This is a genomic window from Kitasatospora sp. NPDC088783 (genome assembly GCF_044750705.1).
In the GTDB taxonomy this organism is placed as follows: Bacteria; Actinomycetota; Actinomycetes; order Streptomycetales; family Streptomycetaceae; genus Kitasatospora; species Kitasatospora fiedleri.
This window is the reverse complement of record NZ_JBIVKJ010000031.1, coordinates 16,909-27,361: the sequence shown is the minus strand read 5'-3', so window position 1 is coordinate 27,361 and position 10,453 is coordinate 16,909. Positions and strand designations below refer to the sequence as shown.

Annotated in this window: 12 protein-coding genes; 3 read left to right on the top strand and 9 right to left on the bottom strand. The window is 76.4% G+C overall.

Annotation, left to right across the window (positions count from 1 at the left end; translation table 11 throughout):
* Positions 1 to 156: 156 nt before the first annotated feature.
* The 4 genes from ACIP60_RS37635 to ACIP60_RS37620 form a co-directional block, all read right to left on the bottom strand.
* Entirely contained in the window at positions 157 to 1,671 is a 1,515-nt protein-coding gene (locus tag ACIP60_RS37635; protein WP_400693964.1) for an FAD-dependent monooxygenase, read from the bottom strand.
* 163 nt (positions 1,672 to 1,834) lie between these two features.
* Entirely contained in the window at positions 1,835 to 2,407 is a 573-nt protein-coding gene (locus ACIP60_RS37630) for a dihydrofolate reductase family protein (RefSeq protein WP_400693962.1), read from the bottom strand.
* 121 nt (positions 2,408 to 2,528) lie between these two features.
* Positions 2,529 to 3,293, bottom strand: a complete 765-nt coding sequence (locus tag ACIP60_RS37625) for an SRPBCC domain-containing protein (protein WP_400693959.1) — start codon at positions 3,291 to 3,293, stop codon at positions 2,529 to 2,531.
* Between the two features lie 4 nt (positions 3,294 to 3,297).
* The gene (locus ACIP60_RS37620) at positions 3,298 to 3,960 is read right to left on the bottom strand and encodes an ArsR/SmtB family transcription factor (protein WP_400693956.1); all 663 of its coding nucleotides are present in this window, start codon (positions 3,958 to 3,960) and stop codon (positions 3,298 to 3,300) included.
* 187 nt (positions 3,961 to 4,147) lie between these two features.
* Between ACIP60_RS37620 and ACIP60_RS37615 the strand changes: the two genes are divergently transcribed.
* Positions 4,148 to 4,807, top strand: a complete 660-nt coding sequence (locus tag ACIP60_RS37615; RefSeq protein ID WP_400693954.1) for a hypothetical protein — start codon at positions 4,148 to 4,150, stop codon at positions 4,805 to 4,807.
* Positions 4,808 to 5,001: 194 nt separating this feature from the next.
* Here ACIP60_RS37615 and ACIP60_RS37610 read toward each other — a convergent pair whose 3' ends face one another.
* The gene (locus ACIP60_RS37610; protein WP_400693951.1) at positions 5,002 to 5,544 is read right to left on the bottom strand and encodes a hypothetical protein; all 543 of its coding nucleotides are present in this window, start codon (positions 5,542 to 5,544) and stop codon (positions 5,002 to 5,004) included.
* Between ACIP60_RS37610 and ACIP60_RS37605 the strand changes: the two genes are divergently transcribed.
* Positions 5,530 to 5,766, top strand: a complete 237-nt coding sequence (locus ACIP60_RS37605) for a DUF6296 family protein (RefSeq protein WP_400693948.1) — start codon at positions 5,530 to 5,532, stop codon at positions 5,764 to 5,766. The genes ACIP60_RS37610 and ACIP60_RS37605 overlap by 15 nt on opposite strands.
* A 124-nt stretch (positions 5,767 to 5,890) precedes the next feature.
* Here the strand turns inward: ACIP60_RS37605 and ACIP60_RS37600 are convergent, their stop codons facing one another.
* Positions 5,891 to 6,439 (bottom strand): type 1 glutamine amidotransferase domain-containing protein, encoded by a 549-nt coding sequence (locus tag ACIP60_RS37600; protein WP_400693966.1) that lies wholly within the window; start codon positions 6,437 to 6,439, stop codon positions 5,891 to 5,893.
* A 235-nt stretch (positions 6,440 to 6,674) separates the two neighbouring features.
* Here ACIP60_RS37600 and ACIP60_RS37595 point away from each other — a divergent pair, with 235 nt between their 5' ends.
* Positions 6,675 to 9,173 carry a SpoIIE family protein phosphatase gene (locus ACIP60_RS37595; protein WP_400693946.1) on the top strand — a complete coding sequence of 833 codons (2,499 nt, stop codon included), beginning with the start codon at positions 6,675 to 6,677 and terminating at the stop codon, positions 9,171 to 9,173.
* Positions 9,174 to 9,247: 74 nt separating this feature from the next.
* Here the strand turns inward: ACIP60_RS37595 and ACIP60_RS37590 are convergent, their stop codons facing one another.
* From ACIP60_RS37590 to ACIP60_RS37580, 3 genes are read right to left on the bottom strand one after another with little or no spacing between them, the layout of a single operon-like run.
* Positions 9,248 to 9,478 (bottom strand): DUF6213 family protein, encoded by a 231-nt coding sequence (locus tag ACIP60_RS37590; RefSeq protein ID WP_400693944.1) that lies wholly within the window; start codon positions 9,476 to 9,478, stop codon positions 9,248 to 9,250.
* A gap of 47 nt (positions 9,479 to 9,525) precedes the next feature.
* On the bottom strand, positions 9,526 to 9,786 hold the full coding sequence (locus ACIP60_RS37585; RefSeq protein WP_400693941.1) for a CDGSH iron-sulfur domain-containing protein: 261 nt from the start codon (positions 9,784 to 9,786) through the stop codon (positions 9,526 to 9,528).
* Positions 9,773 to 10,423: a HemK2/MTQ2 family protein methyltransferase gene (locus ACIP60_RS37580; RefSeq protein WP_400693938.1), complete on the bottom strand. Its 651-nt coding sequence runs from the start codon at positions 10,421 to 10,423 to the stop codon at positions 9,773 to 9,775. The genes ACIP60_RS37585 and ACIP60_RS37580 overlap by 14 nt, the downstream gene beginning before the upstream one ends.
* Positions 10,424 to 10,453 lie beyond the last annotated feature (30 nt).

Genomic DNA, 10,453 nt, shown 5'->3' with positions numbered 1-10,453 from the left:
CATCGCCGGCCTCGTCTCCGACCGCACCGCCAACGTGTGAACCACAGCCCTCCGACAGGCGATCCAGCCCTCACCCGCCATCACGCACCAACTCGTAAGTTCCTTGCCGGACGGGAAAGTTGGCGGAAGTCGCGAACGTGCGAGGCCGGCCGGGCCTCAGGCCGAGGCCCACCGCGCCGGGCCGAACCAGCGCTCCAGCGCCGCCACCAGCCCGTCCGGGCCCGCCGACCCCGACCCCGCCTCCGACCCCGCCCCGGGCCCCTCCGCCGCCTCCTCGCCGACCCACGCCACGTGCCCGTCCGGGCGCAGCAGCACCGCGGGGGCCGGCAGCTCCGGGCAGCCGTCCACCAGCACGTCCACCCGGCCCTTCCAGCCGCCCGCGTCCAGGCCCGCGTCCGCGGACAGCCGCCCCGTCCGGTCCAGCAGCAGGCCCCGCCCGGCGTGCATCCGCTCGTACAGCCGCCCCGCCCCCGGGTCGTCCACCAGCCGCACGTCCCGCAGGCGGCGGCCCAGCAGGGCCGGGCCCGGACCGAGGTCGTACCGGAGGTCGACCCCCGAGATGACGCCGGTGATGTACCGGTTGACGTCCGGGAAGTCCATCAGCCGGGCGAACACCCCGCGCAGCGCCACCGCGCCCGGCGCCGTGCCCAGCAGCGTCATCTGCGCCCGGGTGTGCGCGATCACCGCCGCGCCGACCGGGTGCCGCTCCGCGTGGTACGTGTCCAGCAGCCCCGGCGGGGCCCAGCCGGCCACCTCGGCGGCCAGCTTCCAGCCCAGGTTGAACGCGTCCTGCACGCCCAGGTTCAGGCCCTGGCCGCCCGTCGGCGGGTGGACGTGCGCGGCGTCGCCCGCCAGCAGCACCCGGCCCGACCGGTACCGCTCCGCCTGCCGGGTCGCGTCCCCGAACCGGGACAGCCAGCGTGGCGAGTGCACCCCGAAGTCCGTCCCCGCCACCGCGCGCAGCCGGGCCCGGAACTCCTCCAGCGTCGGCGCCGCGCGGTCCTCCGACACCCCCTCCGCCGGAACGATCACCCGGTACACCCCGCCGCCCTCGTGGTGCAGCCCGAACCGCAACTGGGTGCGCCGGACCTCCGCCACCACCTCGGCGATCCGCTCCGGCTCCTCCGTCGCCTCCAACTGCCCCAGCAGCGTCTGCACCGTCGCCGGCTCGCCCGGGAACGCCACCCCCGCCAACCGGCGCACCGTGCTGCGCCCGCCGTCGCACCCCACCAGCCAGCGCGAGCGCAGCCGCGCCCCGTCCGCCAGCTCGACCTCCACCCCCGCGCCGTCCTGGACCAGCCCGACCACCTCGCAGCCGCGCCGCAGGTCCGTGCCCAACTCCCCGGCCCGCTCCCACAGCAGCCGCTCCGTCACCGGCTGCGGCGTCGCCAGCCCGTACGGGTGCGCCGTGTCCATCCCCTCCGGCCACGGCCGCGCCTCCCCCGCGAACAGGCCGCCGACCCGGAACTCCTCGCTCACCGCCCGGAAGCGCTCCAGCAGCCCCCGCTGATCCATCACCTCCACGCTGCGCGCGTGCAACCCCTGCCCCCGGGACTCCCCGGTCGGCGCCGCCAGCCGTTCGAGCAGCACCACGCCCACCCCGTGCAGCCGCAACTCGCACGCCAGCATCAACCCGGTCGGCCCGCCGCCGACCACCAGCACGTCGATCATCAACTCTCCCCGACCGCCCGGACGGTGAGAAAACACCACCTACCGGACTTCTCGCTTCTTCCCGTCTCCGACCGGACATTCTGCGCCCCCGCGGGGCCCTTGCGGCAAGGCCCCCGGTGCGCGCTACCTTGGAAGTGGCGGGGAGGCGAGGGCGCGGGGTGGCTCAGCGGACCACGTCGAAGACGTTCTTCTGCACGCCGTTGGAGAAGGCCGCGAACTCGACCAGTTCCAGCTTCTGCACGTCCTTGTCGGTGTCGCTGAACAGCCGCTTGCCCGCGCCCAGCAGCAGCGGGAACACCAGCAGGTGGTAGCGGTCGACCAGGCCCGCGTCGGACAGCGCGTGGTTCAGGCGGGCGCTGCCGTGCACGACGATCGGGCCGCCCTCGGTCTCCTTCAGGGCGGCCACCTCGTCCACCGAGCGCAGGATCGTGGTCGGACCCCAGTCGTCGACCAGGCCGTCCGGGCCGAGGGTGGTCGACAGCACGTACTTCGGCAGGGTCTTGTAGCGGGCGAACTCCGGCATGCCCGGCCACACCGGACTGAACGCCTGGTAGCTGACCCGGCCCAGCAGCACCGCCCCGGCCTGCTCCTGCTCCCGGCCCTTGATCTCGAACGCCTCCGGGACGAAGTCGATGTCCTTGAACGTCCAGCCGGAGTTGCGGTAGCCCGGCTCGCCGCCGGGGGCCTCCATCACGCCGTCCAGGGAGACGAAGGCGGTGCTGATCAGCGTGCGCATCGGGGGTACCTCGTTCTGTCGGTGCTGCGGGGGGCGGGGGGCAGTGCGGGCGTGTGGCGGCAGTGGGTGTGTATGGCGGTGCGTGCGTGTGTGTGGTGGCGGTGCGTGCGGGCGGGCGGGGTCAGGGGCGGTGGGCGGGTGGGACGGGCAGGGCGGACAGCCAGTGCTGCCAGGCGCTCTCGGCGGTGCGGGCGTCGGGGGCCGGCTCCGCGAACAGGTGGTGGAAGAGCAGCAGCACGCCCGCCGGGTGCAGGAAGGCGTACAGCCCGTCGGCGGTGCGGACCTCGAAGCGCTCGCCGTCCGACCACACCAACTCGCCGTCCAGCGGCGGCAGTCCGGCCGGTTCGGCGTGCACCCGGGCGCCGACCGGCGGGTCGGGCGGGAGGCCGAGGGCGGCGGTCAGCGCCGCCCGGACCTCCCCGGCGGGACGGTCGGCCGTCGGGCGGACGGCGAACACCGGGACGGCGGTGCGGCCCGCGAAGTGCGCCAGGTACTCGCGCAGGGTGTGCAGGTGGAACGGCCAGCCGCTGCGCAGCGCGTCATACTCGTCCGCCCAGTCGTCGCCGAGCAGGCCGCTGTGCACCACCCGCAGGACGGTGCTGCCGCCGTCGCGGCCCTCGACCAGGTACTCGAAGGCCATGAACCGGCCGTCCGGGCCCGGTTCGGTACGGGTGGCGAAGCGCCTGCCCGGCTCGTACGCGGTGACGGTCGAGGTCTCCCGGTGGCCGCCGGTCTCCATCGCGGCCGTCCCGCCGACCCGGGGGTCCACCTCGCTGCGGCCCATGAACCACGCGTCGATGCCCGGGCCGGTGGCGATCGCCGCCCAGACCTGCTCCGGGTCGGCCGGCAGCGCCAGCTCGAATTCCAGCTCGAAGGGGTGCGGCACGGGATCAGCCCTCCTGCGGCGACGGGTACGGGGACGGGGACGGGGACGGGGTCTGAGTCGGGGGCGGGAACGGGGTGCCGGGTGGTGCCGCGTCCGGGACCTGGTGCAGGCCGACCACCACCCGGTGGACACGGCCCTGCGGGGCCGACTCGTCGTGGTAGCGGCCCACCAGGGCGGTGACCGCCTGCGAGAGCTCCTCCGCGAACGCCGCCCGGTCGGCCGCCGAGGCGAACCGGACCCGGGCGTCGATCCCGAACGAGGCCACCCGCTGCCGGGCCCGGGCCGCGCCCGTCAGCAGCGAGCCGACCTCCTGCACCATCCGGGCGCCGAGCGCCAGCAGCCAGCGCGCGGAGAGCTGGTCGGGCGAACGCGACGGGTCCGGGCTGACCGCCGCCAGCGCGGCCGGCGAGATCACGTACGAGGCCGCGGTGGCCCGGTACACCCGCTCCGTCATGCTCCCCCTGCGGCGCTCCTCGGCCAGCTCCACCAGGCCGTGCCGCTCCAACTCCTTCAGGTGGTAGTTGACCTTCTGCCGGGGCAGCCCGAGCCGGGCGGCCAGCATGGCGGCCGAGCCCGGCTCGGCCAGGGCCGCCAGCAGCCGGGCCCGCATCGGGTCCAGCGAGGCTTCGGCGGCGGCGGGATCTTCGATCACGGCGACGTCCAACACCCCTCCAGGATCGTACCGACAAATTTTTCTGTCAAGGAGAAAAAATTTTTCCGTGCGGACGCGGCCGGGGAGGGACGACGGCGGATGACCGGGCCCGTTTCCGGTCGGCGGAGGCCGGGCAGGCGCGCTGGCACACGTGCCGGTCCGTCGCTCCGAGGCGGACCGGACCCGATGGGAGGTCACCACGATGGGACGGCAGGAACGCCCGCTGCACGACATGGGCGGGGCGATCGGCCCCGCGGACACCGGCTGGCAGGAGCCCGAGGAGGACCGGGAGCCCGCGGACGACGGCACCGAACGCGAGCCCGCCCCGATCGGCAAGGGCGGCACGGCGAACGTGGCGGGCAGCGACGAGCAGCAGCCCGAGATCGCCGAGGGGCCGGTACCGGGCGTCCAGCCGGACGAGCGGCTCGCGGGCGACGGCGGTGGTGGCGGTGGCGTCACCCGGGAGCTCGACCCGCCCGGTCCGCCGAAGGTGCCGTCCCGCCCGGTGCGCCCGGACGCGGTGGAGGACGCCCCCGCCGCGCTCGACCCCGAACGGGCCGCCCCGCCCGACCCGGCGGCGTTCCCCGAGGACGAGGGCCTGCCGGACCTGGAGGACGGCTCGCCCACCGCCCGGGCCGCCGCCGACCCGCAGCGCCCGTCCGTCCCCGGCGACCGGCCGGTCGCGGCGGAGTCCTTCGGCGTGACGGGCGAGGAGCAGGCCCGCGGCGAGTCCCTGGACCAGCGGCTGGCGGCCGAGCGGCCGGACGTGGGGGAGCCGGGCAGCGAGGAGGAGGACGAGCCCGCGTCGCGCCCCGGGCTGACGGCGGAGGAGGCCGCGATCCGGGTGCGCCGGGAGGGCTAGCGCAGGAGCGTCAACTCGCCTGCGGGTGAAGGGACTCGGTGGGCGGGCGAGCAGGCGGACGGGCGGACGGGCGGACGGGCGGATGGTCGGGCGGAAGGCCGGTGCCGGAGGTGGGCCGACCGGACCGGCCACCGCTCGACGGCCGGGCGGCCGGGCGGCTGGGCGGCTGGGCGGCTGGGCGGCCGGGCGGTGGGTCACCAGCGCAGGGCGGTGAAGTCGGCCGGACGGGGCGCGAGCCGGGCGGTGCGGTCGGCGAGGGTGTGCAGGCCGCGGGTGGACTCGTCGGCGGGCGGGTGCCTGCGGTCGCCGTGGCCGGGCAGCAGCCACTCGCAGCGCAGCCGAGGAGCGGTGCGGGCCGGGGAGTCGGCCGGTTCGGTGAGGGAGCACCAGGTCACCGACTCGGCGACGGCGAGGTCCGCCCGGTCGCGGGACCGGTGGCACCAGTAGAGCCAGTGGAACCAGTGGAGTGCGTCGGCGAGGCAGAGCGCGCTGCCCTCGGTGTGTCCGCACAGGTGCACGTTCTCGGCCGGGCGAAGCGGGAACGGAGCGTGGGCCTGTTCCGGGCCGCGGTCGTCGCGGCCGTCGCGGCCGTCGCGGCCGTCGCGCCGGGTCGACCGGGCGGGCCGGATGCGGCGATTGGGTGAACGCCCCGGGGGTATGCGCGGGGCGGGGATGGGCGCGTGGTGGACGACGTCCTGGACGAGCAGGGCCGAGGTGGAGTCATGGCAGGGCCGCACGGTTACCGGATCACCGTCCCCGGGCGACCGGGGGCGCACGCCCCGCAGGTGGTGGTGCTGGTGTACCGCTCGGCGGAGACCACCGACGAGGGCCTCGCCGTCTACCTGAGCGCGGACGGTCTGCGGGTGACGGTGCGCGGCACGGTCGCCTGCTTCCTGGAGCCCTACCCGCCCGGCCTGTGCCACCCCTTCGGGCACGCCTACCCGTTGGCCGAGAGCTGATCGGACGGGCCGCGAGTCGGCAGGTGGACAGCCGGACCGGGCCGACCGACGAGGTGTCGGTCGGCCCGGACGGCTGCGGCCCGGACGGCTGCGGCCCGGGCCCGGCGGGTCAGGCGGTGGCGGGTCAGGCGGCGGCCGACGAGGCGGAGAAGGCGGTGACCAGGGCGCGGTCGAAGGCCGGCAGGTCGTCCGGCTTGCGGCTGGAGACCAGCGTGTTGGGGCCGTTCGTGCAGACCACGACCTCGCGGTCGACCCAGTGCGCGCCCGCGTTGCCCAGGTCGGTGCGCAGGCTGGGCCAGGAGGTCATGGTGCGGTCGCGGACGACGTCGGCCTCGACCAGCGTCCACGGCCCGTGGCAGATCACCGCGACCGGCTTGCCGTGCTCGAAGAACCCGGAGACGAACTCCACGGCCTTCTCGTCGGTGCGCAGGAAGTCGGGGTTGGCGACGCCGCCGGGCAGCACCAGGGCGTCGAAGTCGCCGGCCGAGACGTCCGCGACGGTCGCGTCCACCATGAACGAGTCGGCCCGGTCCAGGTGGTGGAAGGCCCGGATCTCGCCCGGCTCGGTGGAGACCAGGCGCGGGGTGCCGCCGTGGTCCAGGACGGTCTGCCAGGGCGAGGTCAGCTCGACCTGTTCGGTGCCCTCGGGCGCGACCAGGAACGCCACGGTCACCCCCTCCAGCTCCTGCAGCTCGCCGGTGCTGCCGGTGTCGCCGGTGCCGTTGGTGTCGCTCATGTCGGCTCTCCGTTTCTCGGTGGGTAGGCGGGAGGAGTCCCCCTCCCGGCACGTTTCACCACGAACGGCATCGGCCAAACCGGTGTGAATGGAGCAAAAGGGGCGGTCCGGCGGCCTAGGGTGGAGGCGGCGGAACGGGTGGCGGGTCGGGCGGCGGAGGTGGTGAGGCACGGTGGACGGCGAGAAGTCCGGGCTGGAGGCCACGGTCGACCGGCTGCGCACCGAACTGGAGGGGCTGCGCACCGCGATGCGCACCCGGGCGGTGATCGAGCAGGCCAAGGGCGTGCTGGTCGAACGGCTCGGCTGCACGCCCGACCAGGCGTTCGACGCCCTGGTGCGCCGCTCCCAGGACGAGAACCGCAAGCTGGCGCAGCTCGCCGCCGACCTGGTCGCCACCGCCGCCCCGCCCCCGACCCCGCGCGAGACCCCCGCCGTGGACCCCCTCGGTGCTGCCGAACCGCCCGCCGCACCGGCACGGCCCGGGGGCAGGAGCAAGGGGAGGGGCGGGGACGAGGGCCGGGCCGGAGGGGAGCCGGAGACCGAGGACGGGCTGGCCACCCGCTTCCACCTGGCCGCCGCCGCGCTCACCACCGCCACCGACCCCGACGAGCTGGCCGAACGCCTGCACCGGGCCGCCCTCGACCCGCTCGGCGCCCAGGCGCTCGTCCTCGCCGTGTGCGAACCGGACGGCGCGCTGCGGCTGGTCGGCGCGCACGGCGTGTCGTCCCGGCAGCTCAGCCAGTGGCAGCGGATCCCGCCGCGCACCCGGGTGCCGCTCACCGAGGCCGTCCGCACCGCCCGGCCGGTGTGGGTGACCGACCGGCGCGAGTTCGCGGCCCGCTACCCCGAGCAGGACGGCGACGACCTGGTCCCCGGCACCACCGTCTGCGCCCTCCCGCTGCACGCCGGCGGGCGGCTGCTCGGCGCGCTCAAGATCGGCTGGCCGGAGCGCTACCGCCCCACCCCGGCCGCCGAGGCCCACCTGGCCGCGCTCGCCGACCTGGCCGCCGACACGCTGCTGCGGCTGCCCGTGGCGCTGCTGCCCGAGGCGCCGTCCGAGGTGCTCGACCCGGTGTACGCTCCGTGGTTCCGGGCCGTCCTGGACGGCCTGCTGGACCCGGTGCTGGTGCTGCGCGCCGTCCGCGGCCAGGACGGGAAGGTCGCCGACCTGCGGGTCGAGTACGCCAACGCGCCCACCGTCGACCTGGCCGGACGGTCCGCCGCCGAGCTGCGCGGACGCCGGCTGACCGAGCTGTACCCCGGCACGGTCGCCTCCGGGACGTTCGACCGCCTGCGCACCGCCGCCGCCGACGGCATCCCCTACCGGGGCGAGGCGGAACGGTACGTCGAGACGGTCGCGGGCAGCCCCCGGGCCAGCGCGATGACGGTGTGCGCCACTCCGTTCCAGGACGGCCTGCTGCTCACCTGGCGGGCCCACGACGAACGCGACCGGCGGATCGCCCAACTCGCCCAGGCCGGCCGGCTGGCCCGGGTCGGCACCTGGGAGTGGCGCCCCGGCGAGCGTCGGATCTCCTGCTCGGACGGCGTCCCGCAGCTGTTCGGCACCCCCGCCGGAACCGACCTCCTCGACCCGCGCACCGCCCTCGACGCGATCGCCCCCGCCGACCGCGAGCCCGTCCGCGCCGCCGCCCTGGCCCTGCTGGACGGCCGCACCCCCGTCACCGTCGACTTCGCCGTCCGCGCCGCCGACGGCTACCGCAACCTGCGCGCCCTCGGCGAGGCCGCCGTCGCCGACGACGGCCGCCTGCTCGCCCTCAGCGGCGTCGTCCAGGACGTCACCCCGTGGCGGCGCGCCGAACAGGCCCTCAGCGACACCCGCGACCGCCTCGCGGACCAGCGCCGCCGCACCGGCGACGAGCAGCGCGCCGTCCACGCCCTCCAGCAGGCCCTGATGCGCGCCCCGGCCGGCCGCCCGGTCCGCGGGCTCGACAGCGCCGGCCGCTACCTGCCCGCCGAACGCGAACGCAAGGTCGGCGGTGACTGGTACGACCTGCTCGACCTGCCCGACGGCACCGTCCTGCTCGCCATCGGCGACGTCTCCGGGCACGGCCTGACCGCCGCCGTCGCGATGTCCCAACTCCGGTACGCGCTGCGGGGGATCGCCTACGACGGCGCCCCGCCCGGGCAGATCCTCGACCGGCTCGACCGGATGCTCTGCCACCAGCGCGCCGACCACATCGCCGCCGTCACCGTCGCCCGCCTCGACCCCCGCACCGGCCACCTCGCCTGGGCCCGGGCCGGCCACCTGCCCCCCGTCCTGCTCCGCGACGGCACCGCCCGCAGCCTCGACCCGCCCCCCGGCCTGGTCCTCGGCGTCACCCCCGGCGCCCACCGCCCCACCGCCGAACTCCACCTCGCCCCCGGCGACACCCTGCTGCTCTACACCGACGGCCTGATCGAGCGGCGCGGAGCCGGCCGCCGGGGCGGCGCCGAGAGCGGGGACCGGGCCGGGGGCGGTACCGGGTACGGTGCCGGGGCCGACCTGGACAGTGGTGTCGGCCGACTGCTGCACGCTTGCGCCGACTACCGGGCCGACCCGGACCCGGCCGAACTGCTCGACCACCTGCTGCGCCGCTTCGGCGCGCCCAACCCCTTCGACGACATCTGCCTGCTCGCCGTCCGCCGCCGCCCGGGCGCGCACCGGGGGTGAACCCCCGGGTGCGGTCCGCGGCGCCGGGCAGGGGTGTACGCCGCAGGTGCACCTGCGGCGTACACGTTCCGGGGTCACTCCTCGTCGCTGGCGATCTCGATGCAGGCGAGGTCGATCTGGTCGGCGAGCTGGCGGACCAGGTCGGCGAGGGCACCGGTGGTCGCCGGGTCGAGCCAGCTGTCCTCGCGGGCCGCCCACTCCTCCCACTCCCCGGGCAGCGCCCGCAGCAGTTCGACCACCTGGAGGGCCGGAATGGCCAGGCCGCCGGACAGTCCGCAAATCACCGGAACGCTGAGTCGCTCCACGGCGTCCACCTCCTCCTGCGCTTGCGTCGTACGTCCACGTGCGGTGTTCATCCGGGCGTCTGCCCGGGGCTGTCGGGGGGAAACGGAGCCGCGCCGCGGCCGCGACGGCGGTGGCTGGTGTCGCACAGCGGGTAGCGGCGGCTGCGGCGGCAGGTGCAGACCGCGACGACCGGGCGGTCGCAGGGCAGGACGGTGCCGTCCGGGAGGAGCAGCTCCACCGGGCCGTCGATCAGCAGCGGGCCGCGTTCGGTCAGCCGGACCCGGGGCGGGGGCGGTCCGGCGGCGGGGGACGGTTCAGTCGCGGACACCGCGGATCACCACCAACTCCTCGGTGCGGACGCCGGGTTCGATCAGCCCGATCTGTTCGAACCACGGCGCGCGGGCGGTCATCACCGGGCCGAACTCCTGCCGCCGCCGGGCGGCGACCGCGGTCCGCAGGCCGGCGGCGCGCAACTGCCGCACCGTGGCCTCGGGCCGGGCCAGCGAGGACTGCACGAGCAGCAGCACCCCGCCCGGGGCGAGCAGCGCGGGCACCCGGCGGCACAGCCGGTCCAGCAGCAGGCGCCCGTCCGGCCCGGCGTCCCAGGCCCGGGCGGGGCCGGGCGGCGGCGGTCCGGGGCGCGGCGCGGGCACGTACGGGGGGTTGCTCAGCACCAGGTCGTACCGGTCGCCCGGGGCGGGCGCGGTGAGGTCGCGGTGCCGCACGCGCAGCGGGAGGCCGTGCAGGTGGGCGTTGAGCCAGGCGGTGGCGAGCGAGAGCCGCGACAGGTCCACGGCGGTCACCCGGCAGCCGCGCCGGGCGGCGGCCAGGGCGAGCGCGCCGGAGCCGGTGCCGATGTCCAGGCACCGGGCGCCGGGCCGCAGCGGTTCCCGGCCGAGCACGTCCAGCAGCAGGGCGGTGTCCCCCTGGGCGGGGTACACGCCGGGCGGTCGTAGCAGCAGCATGCGTCCGCGTATGCCCGACCGGCCGGGGGC

Coding starts and splice junctions, on each gene's coding strand:
- ACIP60_RS37615 (WP_400693954.1), top strand. CDS start 4,148: ATGGGACGGCAGGAACGCCCGCTGCACGACATGGGCGGGGCGATCGGC.
- ACIP60_RS37630 (WP_400693962.1), bottom strand. CDS start 2,407: ATGCGCACGCTGATCAGCACCGCCTTCGTCTCCCTGGACGGCGTGATG.
- ACIP60_RS37635 (WP_400693964.1), bottom strand. CDS start 1,671: ATGATCGACGTGCTGGTGGTCGGCGGCGGGCCGACCGGGTTGATGCTG.
- ACIP60_RS37580 (WP_400693938.1), bottom strand. CDS start 10,423: ATGCTGCTGCTACGACCGCCCGGCGTGTACCCCGCCCAGGGGGACACC.
- ACIP60_RS37605 (WP_400693948.1), top strand. CDS start 5,530: ATGGCAGGGCCGCACGGTTACCGGATCACCGTCCCCGGGCGACCGGGG.